The sequence below is a fragment of the Demequina sp. NBRC 110053 genome (assembly GCF_002090095.1).
In the GTDB taxonomy this organism is placed as follows: domain Bacteria; phylum Actinomycetota; class Actinomycetes; order Actinomycetales; family Demequinaceae; genus Demequina.
The window spans coordinates 454566-472149 of the sequence record NZ_BBRJ01000003.1; the positions used below are offsets into that span (position 1 = coordinate 454566).

The 17584-nt window shown below is 71.4% G+C and carries 16 protein-coding genes; 1 reads left to right on the forward strand and 15 read right to left on the reverse strand.

All coding sequences use genetic code 11. From position 1 onward, the window contains the following. Window positions 1-87 precede the first annotated feature (87 nt). The 3 genes from B7K22_RS11300 to rimP are packed head-to-tail and all read right to left on the reverse strand — an operon-like array spanning window position 88 to window position 1925. Entirely contained in the window at window positions 88-411 is a 324-nt protein-coding gene (locus B7K22_RS11300; protein ID WP_084040364.1) for a YlxR family protein, read from the reverse strand. Between the two features lie 24 nt (window positions 412-435). Continuing rightward, entirely contained in the window at window positions 436-1452 is a 1017-nt protein-coding gene (nusA, locus tag B7K22_RS11305) for a transcription termination factor NusA (protein WP_084040366.1), read from the reverse strand. Next, a complete protein-coding gene (gene rimP / locus B7K22_RS11310; RefSeq protein WP_084040368.1) occupies window positions 1452-1925 on the reverse strand; it encodes a ribosome maturation factor RimP in 474 nt (157 codons plus the stop codon). Before rimP ends, nusA begins: the two co-directional genes overlap by 1 nt. A 122-nt stretch (window positions 1926-2047) precedes the next feature. Here rimP and B7K22_RS11315 point away from each other — a divergent pair, with 122 nt between their 5' ends. Then, window positions 2048-3043, forward strand: a complete 996-nt coding sequence (locus B7K22_RS11315) for a hypothetical protein (protein ID WP_144276406.1) — start codon at window positions 2048-2050, stop codon at window positions 3041-3043. Between the two features lie 120 nt (window positions 3044-3163). On the opposite strand, the gene B7K22_RS11320 is transcribed toward B7K22_RS11315, so the two are convergent. From B7K22_RS11320 to B7K22_RS11375, 12 genes are all read right to left on the reverse strand, one after another. Continuing rightward, window positions 3164-3850: a hypothetical protein gene (locus B7K22_RS11320; RefSeq protein ID WP_084040371.1), complete on the reverse strand. Its 687-nt coding sequence runs from the start codon at window positions 3848-3850 to the stop codon at window positions 3164-3166. 118 nt (window positions 3851-3968) lie between these two features. Continuing rightward, a complete protein-coding gene (locus tag B7K22_RS11325; RefSeq protein WP_084040373.1) occupies window positions 3969-4655 on the reverse strand; it encodes a response regulator transcription factor in 687 nt (228 codons plus the stop codon). Then, the gene (locus tag B7K22_RS11330; RefSeq protein WP_084040375.1) at window positions 4652-5794 is read right to left on the reverse strand and encodes a sensor histidine kinase; all 1143 of its coding nucleotides are present in this window, start codon (window positions 5792-5794) and stop codon (window positions 4652-4654) included. The genes B7K22_RS11325 and B7K22_RS11330 overlap by 4 nt, the downstream gene beginning before the upstream one ends. Window positions 5795-5877: 83 nt before the next feature. Continuing rightward, a complete protein-coding gene (locus tag B7K22_RS11335) occupies window positions 5878-7668 on the reverse strand; it encodes a proline--tRNA ligase (RefSeq protein WP_084040516.1) in 1791 nt (596 codons plus the stop codon). A gap of 159 nt (window positions 7669-7827) precedes the next feature. Further along, window positions 7828-9774, reverse strand: a complete 1947-nt coding sequence (locus B7K22_RS11340) for an S-layer homology domain-containing protein (protein WP_084040377.1) — start codon at window positions 9772-9774, stop codon at window positions 7828-7830. 171 nt (window positions 9775-9945) lie between these two features. Next, window positions 9946-10869, reverse strand: coding sequence for a GNAT family N-acetyltransferase (locus B7K22_RS11345; RefSeq protein ID WP_084040379.1), 924 nt, complete (start codon window positions 10867-10869; stop codon window positions 9946-9948). Next, window positions 10866-12020: a flavodoxin-dependent (E)-4-hydroxy-3-methylbut-2-enyl-diphosphate synthase gene (gene ispG / locus B7K22_RS11350; protein WP_200807435.1), complete on the reverse strand. Its 1155-nt coding sequence runs from the start codon at window positions 12018-12020 to the stop codon at window positions 10866-10868. The genes B7K22_RS11345 and ispG overlap by 4 nt, the downstream gene beginning before the upstream one ends. A gap of 48 nt (window positions 12021-12068) precedes the next feature. Further along, window positions 12069-13379, reverse strand: a complete 1311-nt coding sequence (locus B7K22_RS11355) for an RIP metalloprotease (RefSeq protein WP_084040382.1) — start codon at window positions 13377-13379, stop codon at window positions 12069-12071. A gap of 25 nt (window positions 13380-13404) precedes the next feature. Beyond that, on the reverse strand, window positions 13405-14556 hold the full coding sequence (dxr, locus tag B7K22_RS11360) for a 1-deoxy-D-xylulose-5-phosphate reductoisomerase (protein WP_084040384.1): 1152 nt from the start codon (window positions 14554-14556) through the stop codon (window positions 13405-13407). Then, window positions 14553-15107, reverse strand: a complete 555-nt coding sequence (locus tag B7K22_RS11365; protein ID WP_084040386.1) for a hypothetical protein — start codon at window positions 15105-15107, stop codon at window positions 14553-14555. Before B7K22_RS11365 ends, dxr begins: the two co-directional genes overlap by 4 nt. Then, window positions 15107-16216, reverse strand: a complete 1110-nt coding sequence (gene rlmN, locus B7K22_RS11370) for a 23S rRNA (adenine(2503)-C(2))-methyltransferase RlmN (protein ID WP_084040388.1) — start codon at window positions 16214-16216, stop codon at window positions 15107-15109. Before rlmN ends, B7K22_RS11365 begins: the two co-directional genes overlap by 1 nt. Then, window positions 16213-17577 carry a phosphatidate cytidylyltransferase gene (locus B7K22_RS11375; protein WP_084040390.1) on the reverse strand — a complete coding sequence of 455 codons (1365 nt, stop codon included), beginning with the start codon at window positions 17575-17577 and terminating at the stop codon, window positions 16213-16215. Before B7K22_RS11375 ends, rlmN begins: the two co-directional genes overlap by 4 nt. Between the last annotated feature and the right edge of the window lie 7 nt (window positions 17578-17584).

Genomic DNA, 17584 nt, shown 5'->3' on the forward strand with positions numbered 1-17584 from the left:
TCCTGTCTCGGTCCGACCGAGGCAGGGTCGAACCATCGTTACGAGTGGGTACTCATCGTGAGGTACTCATCGGTCGCTCATGGGCTTTCATCCCTTGACTTCGATGGTGGGCAGGGCGGCTCCGGGACTCGCGCTTCCTGGAAGGGCCACACCGGTCGCATCCGCGCCGGGAGAGCGCAATGCCCTCCCGATGCTGTGACGACGCAGTGCCTGCGCGAGACAATCGGACTCGGGATGCAGCCACGCACCCCGTCCCGGAAGCGTTCCTCGTTCGTCGACGACCACGCGGCCGCCCTCGAGCGCGAGACGCACCAGAGCCGACCGAGGCGCCTTGCTGCGGCATCCCACGCAGGTGCGCACCGGCTGGTGCGGACGCGCGTCGATGTCACCGGAAGGCGAACTCGGCTTCATCAGTCTAGCGTCTCGCCGCGCGGACTAGGAACGGGCGGCGTCAGCGCGCCCCGGAGTGTCGGGCGCCTCGTCCGACCGGATGTCGATCCTCCACCCCGTGAGTCGCGCGGCCAGGCGGGCGTTCTGGCCCTCCTTGCCGATCGCGAGGGACAGGTGGAAGTCGGGCACGACCACGCGGGCGGCGCGGGCCTCCTCGTCCACCACGGTGACGGACACCACTCGCGACGGGGACAGGGCGTTGCCGACGAACGTCGCGGGGTCCTCGTCCCAGTCGACGATGTCGATCTTCTCTCCCCGCAGCTCGCTCATCACGGCTCGCACGCGCGATCCCATGGGCCCGATGCACGCTCCCTTCGCGTTCACGCCGGGCTGCGTGGCTCGCACCGCCATCTTGGTCCGGTGGCCCGCCTCGCGCGCGAGGCTCATGATCTCGACCGTGCCGTCCGCGATCTCGGGCACCTCGAGCTCGAAGAGCTTGCGCACCAGGCCAGGATGCGTGCGAGACAGCGTGATGGAGGGCCCCTTCTGGCCGCGCGAGACGTCGAGCACGTAGCCCCGCAGACGCTGGCCGTGCTCGTAGGTCTCCGTGGGCACCTGCTCGTGCGGCGGGAGCAGCGCCTCCGTCTCGCCGATGTCCACGTGCACGTTGCGCGGATCGGCGCTCTGCTGGATGACTCCCGAGACGAGCTGGCCCTCCTTGCCTGCATAGGAGCCCAGCACGGCGTCGTCGCCCACCTGGCGCAGGCGCTGCACGATGACCTGGCGAGCGGTGGCCGTCGCGATGCGGCCGAAGTTCTCGGGGGTGTCGTCGAACTCGGGCAGATCCTCGATCGACGCCTCTGACTCGGGCTCGGGGTCCTCCCGCGCGTAGATGGTCACCTTGCCCGTGTCACGATCCACATGGGCTCGAGCATGGCGGAACGCGCCGGGAGTCTTGTGATACGCGGACACGAGGGCCTGCTCGATCGCGTCGACCAGGACGTCGAGTCGAATCTCGCGCTCCTTCTCGAGGCTCTTGAGCGCGTACATGTCGATGTCCATCAGGCCTCCTCGTCCAGTCGCTTGAGCTCGACCTCGATGCGCCCCTCGGCCACGTCCGCGATGTCGATCCGCTCGATTCCGTGCGGGGCGTCGAGCACGAGCGTGTCGCCCTCGACATCCGCGAGGCGCGCCACCGTCTCCGTGCCGTCGACGAGCGCGAGGGCCACCTTGCGGGTGCGGGCGCGCAGGAAGTGGCGGCGCTCCGTGAGAGGACGGTCGGTGCCGGGAGTGCCGATCTCGAGCACGTAGGGGGTCGACGGCACGTTCGCCTCGTCGAGAGCGGCGCCGATGGCGCGCGAGGCCGCGGCGATCCGGTCCAGGTCCGCGCTGCCGGTCTCGGTCTCGGGAAGGTCGACCGTCACCGTGACCTTGGTGCGCTTGCCAGCAGGCGAGACGGTCACCCCATCGAGGACGAGTCCCGCCTGCTCGGCGCCGGGTGCGGCAAGCTCGGCGATCCTGGTCGTGAGGTCCATGGGCCCAGCCTCCTGCGCGCGGGGCGCATCCGTTCCTGAAATTCGGTCGCAGGACAGTGTACCTGCGGCATGGGCGCGGTGGAGGTGCTGCCGCGGCCAGGCGCCGTGGGATGATGGCCGCCATGAGGGTGCGCTCGAGCTGGGCCGTCGCGGCGGTCGCGGCGCTGGCGCTCGCAGCCTGCTCGTGGCGCGCGGAGACGCCACCACCCGACTGGCCCTCTCCTGACGCTGTCACCCAGCAGCGCGACGCCGCCGCCGAGCTCGAGCAGGCCATCATCGATGCCGCGGAGGCCGTGGGCCCGGAGGCGTCCGCGCAGGCCGCGGTGCTCCAGGGTCTCGAGAGCGCGCGCGCCCCTGAGAGGCTCGACGCGTTCGGAGGCCTCTATGTCGCGTACCCCAGCGCGTCGCCTTCGCCGTCGGCGTCGCCAGGGCCGGAGGCCGACCTCGAGTCCGCCGTCACCGAGGCGCGCGACGCCCACCTCGCCGCGGCGCTGGACATGACCGACCCCGATCTGGAGGCCCTGAGCGGAGCGTCGGGGCTGTCGCTCGCGCTCACGTCGTGGTTCGCGGTGTGGGTCGACAACGCGGTGGCAGACGCCGCCGCCCCGGTGGTCGAGCAGCGGCTGCTGTCATCGACAGCCGTTCCCGAGCCGACGGTGCTGCCCGATGAGGCCACCGCGATCCCGCCGGAGACGCTCGCCGACCTCGCACTCGCCCATGACCAGGCCCGGTACACCTACGAGGTGCTCGCGGCGCGCTCGGAGGGCACGGAGCGCGATCAGTGGCTCGCGCGCCGGGACCTCCAGGCCGCGCGTGCGAGCGCGATCATCGATGCGTCCGGCGTCGAGGACCGGCGCGAGGCGGTCTACGTGGCGCCAGCCGATGCCAGCGGCGATGCCCCGGCGCGGCTGACCGCAGCCGTCGCGATGGAGGTGGCGCTGGCCGACTGGTATGCGGCGCTCGCGGCGGTCAACGCGCCCGCGGACAAGCCGTGGCTGTGGTGCGCCGCCTTCGACGCCTACGCCCAGGCAGCCGCGTTCGGCGACGGCTGGGATGGCGCGCGGGTCATCCCCGCTCTTCCCGGTCTTGCCGGAACCTCGGCGACCCCGGGCGGATAGCCGGCGAGCGCATCGGCCCTCCCTCCCCTGAGCTGCGCACCACTTTCCGTGCGACACGCGGGCGCGAGGGGCGGACGACGCCGCCCGCCGGTGGACCCGGCGGGCGGCGCGGGGCGTCGGCTAGGAGCCGATGCCCGGTCGCGTGGCCCGCTCCAGCGCCACGGCGACGACCGTGAGGAGGATCGTCGCGATGACGGTCCCCGGCCACGTGGCCGCGGACACCATGAACGCGACGAACGCGAGCAGCGCCGCTGCCGGAGCCCACCACCGTGCACGTCCGGCGCGCCACAGCGCGACCATCGCGACCGGCAGCGCCAGGAAGAGACCGAGCATGGCAGGGACCTGCAGGAGCGGGAATGCCCACGCCTGCTCCTCGACCGTGGCGAACACGGTCTCGATCGCCTCGGGACCGTAGTGCTGGCCGATCGCCGACTGAATCCAGTCGACCATCAGCATCCCTGGCATCGTGGCGAGGGCGAAGAAGCCGAGGACGGCCGCGACGTTCGCGATGGCGCGTCCGCGGCCGATGACCGAAGAGGCGAGGAGCACGGCGGGAGCGACCCAGAACGCGTACGCCCAGTGGAAGCTGAACGACTTGATCTGGAGGGCCTGCATGCCGTCGGTGTAGGCCTCGTGCATGGCGGCGCCGTTGGCGCCTGCGGCGGGGTCGGCGAGCGTCGCGACGGTGCTGAGCACCCCAGCGAGCACGGGCATCGCGATGAGCGCCCAGCGGCGCACGCGCACCGCCGGCGGTGGTGTGAGCGCGTCGAGCTGGTGGCCAGCCGATGCGGGAATCGTGGTGGACATGAGTGTGGAACCCTTTCTGGAGGAGCGGACCACACCACGATGGCGGCTCGGGAGCTCCGGCGGATCGGCCGTGGGCGCGAACTTCATCTCACCCGGTGGACGGAACTCGCTCTCCGTCTCAGGGTGGAGCGTCCTCCTCGCCCGGGGTCACGAGCCCGTGCTCATATGCGTAGATGACGGCCTGCACGCGATCCGTCAGGCCCAGCTTGGCGAGCAGGTTGGAGACGTGAGTCTTTACCGTCGCCTCCGAGACGTAGAGGCGCTCGGCGATGCCAGCGTTGGAGGCGCCGCGCGCGAGCAGGTGGAGCACCTCCCGCTCGCGCGCGGTGAGCAGGTCGAGCTCGCGGCCCGGGGTCGGACGCTGCACTGCCGAGCGGGTCACGAAGGCATCGATGACGCGCGCCGTGATGCGCGGCGCGAGCAGTGCCTCGCCAGCCGCCACCACGCGGATCGCAGCGGCGAGCTCCTCCGCCGGCGCGTCCTTCAGCATGAACCCGGAGGCGCCCGCCCGCAGGGCCGCGAACACGTACTCGTCGAGATCGAACGTCGTCAGCACGAGCACGCGAGTGGAGCTGCCGCTCGACACGAGCCTGCGCGTCGCCTCGATGCCGTCGAGGACGGGCATGCGGATGTCCATGAGCACCACGTCGGGCCGCTCGCGACGCACTGCCGCCGTGGCAGACTCGCCGTCGCCGGCCTCACCCACCACGTCGATGTCCGGCTCGGCCGCGAGGAGCGAGCGGAAGCCCGCGCGCACCATTGCCTGGTCGTCCGCGATCACGATCCTGATCTCGCCGGCGCTCATGAGCGACCGTCCAAGGGGAAGGACGCCGTGACGGCGAGCCCGCGGCCACGCTCGGACCGCAGGGCGACGCTGCCGCCGTAGAGCGCGGCCCTCTCACGCATCCCCACCAGGCCGTGCCCGCCATCCGCGCCCTCACCCGGCAGGCCGCGACCGTCGTCGCTCACCGTCACCACCAGCTCTCGTGCGGTCCACCGCAGCGTCACCGCGATGCGACGTGCGTCGGCGTGCCTGACGGCGTTGGTGATGGCCTCCTGCGCCACCCGGTAGACCGCGAGGTCCATCCCCGGCGACAGCGGACGGGGCTCGCCTTCGATCGCGAGCACGACGGGGGTGGCGGCCGAGCTCGCGCGCTCGACGAGTCGCGCGAGCTCCGCGGTTCCAGGCTGCGGCTCGAGCTCGGCGTCGCCGCCGCCGCGCAGCACCCCGAGGAGCCTGCGCATCTCTCCCATCGCCTCTCGCGTCACGGACTCGGCGGCGGACAGGTCTCGCGCCTCGGCCACGTGGTCCTCGCCGAGCCTGCGGCGCACGGCCTGCAGCTGGATCGTCACCACCGTGAGCGAGTGCGCCACGACGTCGTGCAGCTCGCGCGCGATGCGGGCGCGCTCCTCCGCCACCGCATCGGCCTCCCGTGCGGCCTGCTCCCGCTCGAGCCGGTCGGCGAGCGCGATCGCCTCAGCGGAGCGCTCGGCGCGAGCCGCGGTGCCGACGCCGACGAGCCAGGGACCGGCAAGGAACACCACCGAGGCCGCGAGGTCGGAGAACTCGAATGCGCTGCGCGTCACCGCGACCGTCGTGAACGGGACGACCATCAGCGCGAGACCCCAGTAGCGGCGAGGCGCAGGCGCCTCGAAGCCCACCGAGTAGGACGCGACGACGAGCGCGAGGATGGTCGAGAAGCGGCCCTCGGGATTGGAGGCGAGGTCCGCGAGCACCAGCACCGCGGCCGCCGCGAGCGGCGCCTTGCGCCGCCACGCGAGCGCCGCGACCCCGATGAGCGCGACGCCCAGCCGCCAGCCCTCCCGATCGTCGCTCGCCGACAGCGCCTCAGCAACCGTGAGCGCGATGAACACCGCGGCGATGGCGATGTCGATCGTCGGGGGCCGAAGGCTGCGGCGAACGCGCCGCGCGGGTGCGCTCACGTGGGGAAATCTATGCCCTCGACACGGGCGGGCGGAAGATGCGCCGCCCCCGCGAGAGCGCGCGACGAGCGCGCTCCCGCACGTCAGGCGAGAGCGGAGCGGACGCGCCGCGCGACCTCAGCCACCGCATCGGCCACGGGCAGTGCCTCGCTCGTGCCGGCGCGGCGGTCCTTGAGCTCGACCTCGCCCCCGGCGAGCCCGCGGCCCGCGACCAGGGTGAACGGCGCCCCGAGCAGCTCGGCATCCTTGAACTTCACACCGGGAGAGACCTTGGGGCGATCGTCGTACAGCACCTCGACGCCGGACTCCTCGAGCCCCGCCGCGAGCGACTCCGCAGCGTCGAAGACGTCCTGGTCCTTGCCGGTCGCGACCACGTGCACGTGGTACGGCGCGACGTGCGCTGGCCATCTCAGCCCCAGCTCGTCGTTGTTGAGTTCGGCCAGCAGCGCCATCACGCGCGTCACGCCGATGCCGTACGAACCCATCGTCACGACCTGCTGCTTGCCGTTGACGTCGAGCACCTTGAGGTCGAGCGCCTCGGCGTACTTGCGGCCGAGCTGGAAGATGTGGCCGATCTCGACGCCGCGCGCGAGCTCGAGCGGACCGGAGCCGTCGGGAGCCGGGTCGCCCGCTCGCACGGCTGCGGCCTCGATCACCCCGTCGCCCGCGAAGTCGCGGCCGGCCACGAGGTCGAACACGTGCTTGCCGTGCTCGTTGGCGCCGGTGATCCACCGCGTGCCGGAGACGACGCGCGGATCGAGCAGGTACGGGATCGCGGTGTCGCCCTCGGACAGGTACTCGACGCCCTCGTCGCGCGCCTGCGGGCCGAGCACGCCGGGGCCGATGTAGCCTTTCACCAGCTCGGGGCGAGACCTCAGGTCGTCGTCGGTGGCGGGCTCCACCGTCGCCGGGGCGAGCGCCGCCTCCAGGCGCATCAGGTCGACCTCGCGGTCGCCGGGCACGCCCACGACGAACACTGCTCGCGCACCCGACGGGTCGACGGCGACCATGACCACGTTCTTGAGCGTGTCCGCAGCGGTCCACTCACGGTCGGCGCGCGGGTGGTTCGCGTTGGCGGCGGCGACGAGCGTCTCGATGGTCGGCGTGTCGGGGGTGTCCTCCACGTGCGCGACGGGCGCATCGTCATACGGAATCTCGTCGGGCACCGGCGTGGTCACGGCCTCGACGTTGGCCGCGTAGCCGCCGGGCGACCGCACGAAGGTGTCCTCGCCGATCGCCGTGGGCGCCAGGAACTCCTCCGACTTAGAGCCGCCCATCGCTCCAGACATCGCGTCGACGATGACGTACTCGAGCCCCAGCCTGTCGAAGATGCGCACGTAGGCCGCGCGCTGGCGCTGGTACGCCTCCTCGAGTCCGGCGTCGTCGACGTCGAACGTGTAGGCGTCCTTCATGATGAACTCGCGGCCGCGCAGCAGCCCGGCGCGCGGGCGCGCCTCGTCGCGGTACTTGGTCTGGATCTGGAACAGCGACAGCGGAAGGTCCTTGTAGCTGCTGTAGAGATCCTTCACGAGCAGCGTGAACATCTCCTCGTGCGTCGGAGCGAGCAGCATGTCCGCGCCCTTGCGGTCCTGGAGGCGGAAGAGGTTGGGTCCGTACTCGTCCCATCGCCCCGAGGCCTCGTAGGGCTCCTTGCCCAGCAGCGCGGGGAAGTGCACCTCCTGGCTGCCCGCCGTCACCATCTCCTCCCGGATCACCGCCTCGACCTTGGCGAGGACCCTCAGGCCCAGCGGCATCCACGAGTAGATGCCGGGCGCGGCGCGCCGGATGTAGCCGGCACGCACCAGCAGCTTGTGGGAGGCGACCTCGGCGTCGGCGGGATCCTCGCGAAGGGTGCGGAGAAACAGGGTGGACATGCGGAGCATGGCTTCAGCGTATAGGTCCCACGCGCCCGCCCTCGCCGCCCTCGCCGAGCCCGCGCCCGGCATCGGGAGGCGACCGAATTCCCGGGCGGGGAACGACGACGGCGCCGGCCCCTCGCGAGGGGACCGGCGCCGTCGTTGCGCGACCGAGCCTCAGCTCAGCTTGGTCGACACGCCGTGCAGGAACACCGCGATGGCGTCTCGCGTGATGTCGGCGGTCGGGCGGTACTCGGCTCCGCCGTCGACGGCGTAGCCCTTCGACAGGCCCGCCTGACCCAGCCACTCGATCGCGTCGGCGTGCTCCGACCAGGTGTCCGAGCCTGCGACGTCGCTCACGTCGAGGAAGCCCTCCCCGTCGAGCACGTAGGTGGGCTCGTCGTTCAGGCGGAAGAGGAATGCCGCGACCGCATCGCGCGTCACGGTCGACTCCGGTCGGAACTCCGCCCCGTCGCCGTCGGTCCAGCCCGTGGCGAAGCCCTCCTCGGCCATCCAGTAGATGGCCTTCCAGTGCTCGCTGTAGTGGTCGGAGTCCACATCCGAGGAGACGTCGACGAACGGGGTGGCGTCCTCGTCCTCGAGCGCGGGCTCGCCCGCCCACCGGTACAGGAACGCAGCGACCGCGTCGCGCGTGGTGTTCGCCTCAGGACGGTAGGTGCCGTCCTTGAAGCCGTTCGCCAGGCCGGTGTGCCGCGCCCAAGCGATGGAGGTCCAGTGCTCGCTGTAGTGGTCGGCGCCCTCGACCGAGGAGACGTCGGGGAACGGCGAGCAGGTGGTGGTGGGGCGCTCCGCGTTGAGCAGGACGTTGTCGATGGGCAGGCCCTCGTACGAGTTGTTCACGAGCCAGCCGTAGCGGTTGCCGCCCACAGCGTCCGGCACCACGTCGTCCTGCTGACCTCCGAGGGTCCAGGTCGCGACGGTCGCGCCGTCCGCGTCGAGCACGCTCATGTCGACGTGGAGCAGGCCATCCTGGCGGTAGAGGCGGTGCTGGAACGTGTACCAGCCCGACTCGGTCACGGTCGCCGGGCTGTCGCCGTAGCCGGACATGTACGGCGCTGAGTTCGCCGAGTTGTTCGAGGCACCGATGGTCCACGTGCCTGCGCCATCCGCGCCGACGTGGAACACGAAGTCGCGCTGGTGCACGCCGTCGGAGCCGTTGGCCGCGTGCGACCACTCGAACTGTCCGGCCGACGCGTCGGCGTCGAGGTAGAAGTCGGCCGATGCGGTGTAGCCGCCCTCGGGGAAGACCGCGGAGTAGCCGCCGTACCTGGTGAAGACGCTCGTGTTGTACTGCACGACCGGCGCCTGGGCGAAGAAGCAGCCAGCGGCAGCCGACATGCTCGCGTCGGCGCCGGCGATGGTCACGCCGGACAGACCGCCGTCGGAGGTGGCGGCATCCGCGGCGTCCTCGAAGCCGATGGTCGTGCTCGGCAGTTCCGCGCCCAGCGGAACCGAGTCAGCGTCGACGTAGCGGTACTCCGTGCACCCGGCGGTCACGGACTCGACGGTGCCGCTGCCCTCGGCCGTGGAGCCGAGCGAAAAGCCCACGCCCAGGACGAGCGCGTCAGGGAACTCCTCCGCGAACTCCTCGAGGGTGAACAGGCGCCAATTGCCGTTCTTGTTGTCCTTGGTGCTCCACCACTCGCCCGCGCCATAGACGCCGGGCTCGTAGACGAGCGTGCCGGCCCAGGTTCCCGCGCTGTCCTCCGAGTACGCGAGATTGAGGCTGATGTCATAGTCACCGGACGTGCGCTGGTACGCGAAGGTCGGCTCGCCGGCGTCGGCCACCTTGAACTGCTCGATGGCGTAGTTCATGTGACCCACCTTGCCGGTGGAGTCGATGCTGAGCCCGTCCGGCGTGAACGCGCGCGACGAACCGTCGGAGAGCGTCCACTGGTGGTGGCCGCTCACCGTGTTGCGGTCGGTCAGGTGGACCGTGTCGACATCGGTGCAGGTGGCAGGTGCCGGGGCCTCGTCGGCAGCGCTGGCTGGTGCCGCCACGGCGGTCAGGCCCATGGCGGCGACGCCGAAGGCGGTGAGCGCCGCGAGGGTCGTGCCTCGGCGGCTGTCGAGCACGCGATGCGCGCGCGGGTCGGTGGTCATATGGTCCCCTATTTCTCGTGGCACCGCTGTCGCTTCGTTGCGGTGCCGACTGGTGTCAGCGCGCTAACGTTATCGATGCTGAGAACGAGCGCAAGACGATTCGGCCGTCGATGTGGCGAAGATCACCCGCACCGGGGGCGCTACGGCTCGAATGTCCGTTTTCCAGGGGGTTCAGAACATCACGGTGGCAAACTCACCCACGCGGCGGAACCCGACCGCGTGATACGCGGCCAGGGCGGCGGCGTTGAAGTCGTTCACGTAGAGCGACACCGTGGGCGCGTGGCTGGCACGCACGCCCTCGATGACCGCCGCGAGGCCCGAGCGGGCGAGCCCGCGGCCGCGCAGCTCGGGGTGCACCCACACACCCTGCAGCTGCGCGACGCCCCCGCCCAGCGCGCCCACCTCCGCCTTGAAGACCACCTGGCGGCGCCCCTGGGCGACCCCGAACTGGACATAGGCGCGGCCCGCGCGCACCAGCGAGTGGAGACGCTGCTCATACGCGGCACGCCCGTGGCGCAGGGGGTCGTAGCCCACCTCCCCGATGAACATGTGCACGCACGCGGGCAGCAGCGCATCGTAGTCGCCCTCCCGCGCGAGGCGCACGGCCTCAAGCTCGAGGTCGGCCACCGCGAGCGGCGCCACCGTGCGCGCCGCGCGGTCGATCACCATGGAGGCCTGCCGCGGCCTGAGCTCGCGAGCGGGTCCCCACCACGGCTCGACCCGCCCCCAGAGGTCGAGCGTGAGCTCCGCCACCCCGACCATCGCCGCCGGGCGCGACAGGCGACCCACGAGCGCGGCGGCGACGTCAGCGCGGGTGTCCTCGTCGGCGTCGGGATCCCCCGCGCTCGGGAGCACGGCGCACAGGTTGGCGCCTGCCCAGATGAGGCCCGCGGTCTCGCGGCCCCAGCCGGCACGGCGCCGCACCAGCCACAACCCGCCGGGGACCACGCCCGAGGCGATCGCGGCGTCGAGGTGCATGGCCGGCACCACATGCGAGACCGGATCCGCCGCGCACAGCTCGCGCAGGCCCGCGAGATCACGGCGCTGCGCCGGCGCCAGCGAGTGCTGTGCGCGCCGGAGCAGCGAGTCGGTCATGACGTGGCGACCACCTGCGGGGACGCACCCTCCTCGGGCTCCATGGTCTCGGCGATCCGCATCGCCTCTTCGATCAGCGTCTCGACGATCTGCGACTCGGGGACGGTCTTGATGACCTCGCCCTTGACGAAGATCTGCCCCTTGCCGTTGCCGGAGGCTACGCCTAGATCCGCCTCGCGAGCCTCACCTGGACCGTTCACGACGCAGCCCATGACGGCGACGCGCAGCGGCACCTCCATGCCCTCCAGGCCCGCGGTGACCTTCTCCGCGAGCTCGTAGACGTCCACCTGGGCGCGACCGCACGACGGGCAGGACACGATCTCGAGCTTGCGCTCGCGGAGGTTGAGCGCCTGCAGGATCTGGATGCCGACCTTGACCTCCTCGACGGGGGGCGCCGAGAGCGACACGCGAATGGTGTCGCCGATGCCCTGGCTCAGCAGCGCGCCGAACGCGGTCGCGGACTTGATGGTGCCCTGGAACGCCGGACCGGCCTCGGTCACGCCCAGGTGCAGCGGCCAGTCGCCGCGCTCGGAGAGCTGCTTGTAGGCCTCCACCATGACGACGGGGTCGTTGTGCTTGACCGAGATCTTGAAGTCGTGGAAGCCGTGCTCCTCGAACAGGCTCGCCTCCCACACTGCGGACTCGACGAGCGCCTCGGGGGTGGGCTTGCCGTACTTCTCGAGCAGGCGCTTGTCGAGCGAACCCGCGTTGACGCCGATGCGGATCGACGTGCCGTGGTCCTTGGCCGCCTGAGCGATCTCCTTGACCTGGTCGTCGAACTTCTTGATGTTGCCGGGGTTGACGCGCACCGCAGCGCAGCCGGCCTCGATGGCCGCGAACACGTACTTGGGCTGGAAGTGGATGTCAGCGATCACCGGGATCTGCGACTTCTTCGCGATGATGGGCAACGCGTCGGCATCGTCCTGCGTGGGGCACGCGACGCGCACGATGTCGCAGCCGGAGGCCGTGAGCTCCGCGATCTGCTGCAGCGTGGCATTGATGTCCGTGGTCTTGGTGGTGGTCATCGACTGCACCGACACCGGCGCGTCTCCCCCGACGTACACGTCACCGACCTTGATCTTGCGGGTCTTGCGGCGGGGCGCCAGCACGGGGGCAGGCATGGCAGGCATTCCGAGTCCGATGGCAGTCACAGCTTCATTATCTCCTCACGCACCAGTGATTCCGTCGCTCACGGGTGCTCAGATGAGCTCGACCGGCGCGACGATGTCGGCATAGATCAGAACGACGCCCATCACCAGCAGAATTCCGAACACGCCGTAGGCGAGCGGCATCATGCGGGCGACGTCGACGGGCGCGGGCGCCGGCAGGCGGCGCAGCCGCGCCCACCCGTTCTTGATCCCCTGCCACAGCGCCGATGCGACGTGCCCGCCGTCCAGCGGGACGAGCGGGATCATGTTGAAGACGAACAGCGCGAGGTTGAGCCCGCCCAGGAGCATGAGCATGTCGCCCACGCGCTCGGTGGGGCCGTAGCCCTCCACCTGCGCCGACGAGATGTCACCTGCGACGCGCCCCACGCCCACGACGCCCATGATCGAGTCCGCACGGCGCTCCTCCATGCCGAGCGCGGCCTGGGTCACGTCCCACAGATGTGCGGGAAGGGTCAGCACCACCTCGGTGGTGGCGACGAGGTAGTCCCACGTCTGCACCGCGCCCGCGGTGAGGGGTTGAGGCTCCGCGACGAACTCGGGCGACACGCCCAGGTAGCCCACGGTCTCGAGGACGGGCTCGCCGGCGGCGTCCAGCACCGGCTCACCCGACTCGTCGTACACCACCCGCTCGCGCGCGATGGGCGTGATCGACAGGGTGATCGGCTCGCCCCCGCGCACTACCTCGAGTGGCATGGTCTCGCCAGGCGCGGCGGCGATGATCGCCGTCGCCTCGTCCCAGTCCTCGACCGACGTGCCGTCCACGGCCACGATGGTGTCCCCCTCCTGCAGACCCGCCTGCGCGGCTGGCGAGGCGGGGTCGGCGTCCGTGCACGCCGCGGCTCCCGCGGCTGGCACGCACGGCACCACGGCGCCCACGGTCAGCGACGGGACGGGCGACCCCACGGTCGACAGCACGGCCGTGAAGATCACGATGGCGAGCACCAGGTTGACGAGCGGGCCGCCCATCATCACGATGACCTTCTTCCACCACGCCAGGTGATAGAAGGCGCGCGCGTCCTCCCCGGGCTGGATCTCCTCCACGGCCGCCTCGCGCGCATCGGCGATGAGCCTGCCGGCCCAGCCACGCACGCGCACCGGCCTGACCCGCTCCTCCGGGGGGATCATGCCGACCATCCGCACGTAGCCGCCCAGCGGAATGGCCTTGAGCCCGTACTCGGTCTCGCCCTTGACGCGTGACCACACGCGCGGGCCGAAGCCCACGAAGTACTCGCTCACCCGGACGCCGAACCGCTTGGCGGGGATCATGTGCCCCAGCTCGTGCAGCGCGATCGAGACCAGCAGCCCGATCACGAGCACCACGATCCCCAGCAATGTCGCCATGTGCCTACCCTACGTATCCGATTCCTCAGCCGATGAGAGCGGCCGCGCGCTCCCGCGCCCACCGCTCTGCCTCGTCCACGGCCTCGAGCGAGAGCTGCGCCGGGGCCGCGTACTCCTCCACAACGCTCCTGACCGTGTCCACGATCCCGAGGAAGGGCAGACGCCCGTCCACGAAGGCGGCGACGCACTCCTCGTTGGCCGCGTTGAGCACGGCAGGGTGCAGCGCCGATGCGGCGACCGCCTCCCGCGCGACGCGGATCGCGGGGAAGGCATCCTCGTCGAGCGGCTCGAACGTCCACGTGGCGGCTCGGGTCCAATCGCACGCCGGCGCGACGTCGGCGACCCTCTCCGGCCATGACAGGCCGAGAGCGATGGGCAGCCGCATGTCGGGCGGGCTCGCCTGGGCCAGGGTCGAGCCGTCGATGAACTCGACCATGGAGTGGATCACCGACTGCGCGTGGACCACCACCTCGATGCGATCCATGGGGATGTCGAACAGCAGGTGCGCCTCGATCACCTCGAGCGCCTTGTTCATCATCGACGCGGAGTTGATGGTCACCACCGGGCCCATGTCCCACGTCGGATGGCGCAGCGCATCGGCCGCGGTCACGTCACCGAGCTCCCCGCGCGAGCGGCCGCGGAACGCGCCGCCCGACGCCGTCACGACCAGCCTGCGCACCTCCTCCGCCGACCCGCCGCGCAGCGCCTGCGCGAGCGCGGAGTGCTCCGAGTCGACCGGCACGATCTGCCCGTCCCTGCGCACCGCTGCCTTGACGAGCGCGCCGCCCGCGACCAGCGACTCCTTGTTCGCGAGCGCGAGGGTGCTGCCGGACTCGAGCGCGGCGAGCGTCGGGCGTAGCCCCACCGAACCCGTGATGCCGTTGAGGACCACGTCCGCGCCGCTGGCCGCGGCGGCGACGACCGCATCGGCCCCACCCAGGACCTCGACGCCCGGAAGCTCGCGTGCGACGCCAGCCACCGCATCGTCCCTCGCCACGGCGACCAGGCGCGCGCCGGTGGCGCGCGCCTGCGCGATCACGGCCTCGGGGTCGGAGCCGCCCGCGGCGAGCGCCGTCACCTCGAAGCGGCCCGGGTTGCGGGCGATCACGTCGAGCGCCTGGGTGCCGATCGACCCGGTGGACCCCAGCAGCGCTACGGAGCGGGGCTCCTGGCTCACGCCGCCCCGAGCAGGATGTCGAGCGCGCGGGACAGGTACGCGTCGACCACGCGCTCGTCGTAGGCGTTCCACGACGCGCGGCGTCGGAACGTCGCCGATCGCACCTCATCAGGGGTGAGAGGCGTCCCCTGGTCGAAGAACGCGGTCAGACGGTCGAGGAGAGCGTCGACCTCGGCCGCGGAGTATCCCGAGCTCAGCCCTGCCGGCTTGGCGAACCGCTCCCCTGCCGGACGCCGCAGGCGCGGGTAGAGAGTCTGGGCGCGCTCGGCGAGATGCTGCATCCACGCGTCCTGCCCGCGCTCGGCGACATACCGGTCCTTGATGCGCGAGGAGAAGGCGACCTCCAGCCGGTCCAGCGCGGAGTCGACCGCGCCGGTGGCGTAGCCGCCGCGCTTGAGGCCAAAGCTCGCGCGCCGCACGTCGAACTGCTCGAGCTCCTCGGCCCCCTGGGTCTGCTCGTACAGGTGGCGGGCCTTGCCGAAGTAGGCATCCACGTCCGCAGTGCTATAGCCCAGCTTGGTGGATCCCGCGCGGGGGAACAGGTCAGCCATCACGCCTCCTTGATCGCGAGCTGTCCGCACGCGCCGTCGATGTCACTGCCTCGAGTATCGCGGATCGTCGTCGGAATCCCGTGAGCGCGCAGGGTGTGGACGAACTCTTCCTCCACGCGCGGGTCGGACGCCGTCCACTTCGAACCGGGCGTGGGGTTGAGCGGGATGGGGTTCACATGGACCCAGCCATCGCCGCGGTCCTTGAGCTTGCGCCCCAGCAGGTCCGCCCGGTGCGCATGGTCGTTCATGTCGCGGATGAGCGCGTACTCGATGCTCACGCGGCGGCCGGTGGCGTCGAAGTAGCGGCGAGCGGCGTCGAGGGCCTCGTCGACCGTCCAGCGGGTGTTGATGGGCACCAGCTCGTTGCGCAGCTCGTCGTCGGGCGCGTGCAGGCTGAGCGCGAGGGTCACCGGGATGCCCTCCTTGCACAGCTTGTCGATCGCCGGCACCAGTCCCACGGTGGAGACGGTCACGTGACGGGCGGACAGGCCGAAGCCATGAGGCTCGGGCGCCACCAGCGCGCGCACCGTCTGCATGACTGCCTTGTAGTTGGCGAGCGGCTCCCCCATGCCCATGAACACGACGTTCGACAGGCGCACGTTCTCGCCCAGGTCGCCGTCGCGCGACGCGCGCGCGGCGAGGCGCACCTGCTCGATGATCTCCGCGGCCGACAGGTTGCGGGTGAGGCCCATCTGGCCCGTCGCGCAGAACGGGCACGCCATGCCGCAGCCCGCCTGGCTCGTGACGCACAGCGTCGCGCGCTCCGGGTACTTCATGAGCACGGACTCGACCTTCACCCCGTCGTGGAGGTTCCACAGCGTCTTGCGGGTCGCTCCGCCATCGGCGACGAGCGACGTGACGGGCGTCATGAGCGTGGGGAACATCTGATTCGCCAGCTCGTCGCGCGCGCCCGCCGGGAGGTCCGTCATGTCGGCGGGGTCCACCGTGAGGTGCGCGTAGTAGTGCGTCGCGAGCTGCTTGGCCCTGAACGCCGGCAGCCCCAGCTCGCGCATGGTCTCGACGCGCTCGTCGTGGGTGAGGTCCGCGAAGTGGCGCGGCGGCTTGCCTCGCCGCGGCGCCGCCATCTGCAGCAACGGACGATCAGTCATGACACTCCCAACAGAAGCCCGAACACCACGTAGGCCACGGGCGCGGCCATCAACAACGAGTCGACACGATCCATGATCCCCCCGTGACCCGGCAGGAACGAGCTCATGTCCTTGACGCGGATGTCCCTCTTGATCGCGGACTCCGCGAGGTCCCCCAGGACGCCCGCGAGCGCGCTCGCGAGACCCACGAGCGCACCCACCCACCAGTCGCCGTCGAAGAACACGTATGCGGCCACGGACGCGGCGGCCGTGCCGAGCAGCAGCCCACCCGCGAAGCCCTCCCAGGTCTTCTTGGGGCTCACGCGCGGCGCCATCGGATGCTTGCCTGCGAGCATCCCCGCGAACAGCCCGCCCGTGTCAGAGCCGACCACGGCGAGGATCACCACGACGACCCTCTGCCAGCCGTCGTCGGCCAGCTCGAGAAGCACGAGGAACGACGCGAGGAACGGGATCCACAGGATCGTCAGCATCGCCGCCAGCGAATCCGCGAGGGTGTTCTCGATGCGCTCGTCCACCACGCGCCATGCCACGGTCCCCGCCAGTCCCACCATGAGCGCGACGACGAGGCCTTCCGGCCCTCCGAACCACGTCGCGACCAGCAGCCCGGCGGTGACGAGGGTCACCGGGACCAGCGGCACGCGCCGCCCGTGCTTGGCCAGCGCGCCGCGCCACTCGACGACGGCGACCACGCACGCGAGACCGGCGAGCGCGACGAACGCGAGCGGATGCCACCACGCCGCCGCCATCACGAGGACCAGCAGAGCGACGCCCACGGCGCTCGCGAGAGACATGTTGCGCCCCGAGCGCGACACCGGAGCGATCTGCGGCAGCGGCTCCTCGACGGCGACGACGGTCGCCGGGTCCACCCGGACGTCGTCGACCGCGTCGGCGACGTCCTCCGCGTCAGCGCCCGTCGCGAGCCGCGTGGCATCGCGCTGGGCGGCCTGGGCGGCTTCGCTGTGGATCGCGGCCCAGGTCTCGGCCGCGGGCTCGTGCAGGCGCACGGCAGGGTGGGGGTCGGCCGGATGCGACGCAGGCACGCTCGGCGCCGATGCGGGCGCGGCTGGCGCTGCCGCGGCGGCAGGCTGGGGGCGCCCAGGTGCCCCGGGTGCGGCGCGGACGTCCCCGGCGGGCCGCGGCGGCTCGGGGTCACTCGGGTGCAGGGACGGCATGCCGGGCGCGTAGTACGGCGCCGGCTGGATGTCCATGGCGCGATCGCCGTCGACCCCTGCGGGCGACGCGGTGCTGGTCGGCAGCCACGCCGGCCGCGCTCCGTCGGCGCGCGCCTGCGGAGGCGTGGGCGCAGGCGTCGCGGACTCGGGCTCAGGCGAGGAGCCGGAGCGGCGACGGAAGATGCTCATAAGGCGG

Coding starts and splice junctions, on each gene's coding strand:
- B7K22_RS11320 (WP_084040371.1), bottom strand. CDS start 3,850: ATGTCCACCACGATTCCCGCATCGGCTGGCCACCAGCTCGACGCGCTC.
- B7K22_RS11365 (WP_084040386.1), bottom strand. CDS start 15,107: ATGGCTGACCTGTTCCCCCGCGCGGGATCCACCAAGCTGGGCTATAGC.
- B7K22_RS11355 (WP_084040382.1), bottom strand. CDS start 13,379: ATGGCGACATTGCTGGGGATCGTGGTGCTCGTGATCGGGCTGCTGGTC.
- B7K22_RS11340 (WP_084040377.1), bottom strand. CDS start 9,774: ATGACCACCGACCCGCGCGCGCATCGCGTGCTCGACAGCCGCCGAGGC.
- B7K22_RS11335 (WP_084040516.1), bottom strand. CDS start 7,668: ATGTCCACCCTGTTTCTCCGCACCCTTCGCGAGGATCCCGCCGACGCC.
- B7K22_RS11345 (WP_084040379.1), bottom strand. CDS start 10,869: ATGACCGACTCGCTGCTCCGGCGCGCACAGCACTCGCTGGCGCCGGCG.
- B7K22_RS11375 (WP_084040390.1), bottom strand. CDS start 17,577: ATGAGCATCTTCCGTCGCCGCTCCGGCTCCTCGCCTGAGCCCGAGTCC.
- B7K22_RS11315 (WP_144276406.1), top strand. CDS start 2,048: ATGAGGGTGCGCTCGAGCTGGGCCGTCGCGGCGGTCGCGGCGCTGGCG.
- rimP (WP_084040368.1), bottom strand. CDS start 1,925: ATGGACCTCACGACCAGGATCGCCGAGCTTGCCGCACCCGGCGCCGAG.
- nusA (WP_084040366.1), bottom strand. CDS start 1,452: ATGGACATCGACATGTACGCGCTCAAGAGCCTCGAGAAGGAGCGCGAG.
- B7K22_RS11300 (WP_084040364.1), bottom strand. CDS start 411: ATGAAGCCGAGTTCGCCTTCCGGTGACATCGACGCGCGTCCGCACCAG.
- B7K22_RS11325 (WP_084040373.1), bottom strand. CDS start 4,655: ATGAGCGCCGGCGAGATCAGGATCGTGATCGCGGACGACCAGGCAATG.
- rlmN (WP_084040388.1), bottom strand. CDS start 16,216: ATGACTGATCGTCCGTTGCTGCAGATGGCGGCGCCGCGGCGAGGCAAG.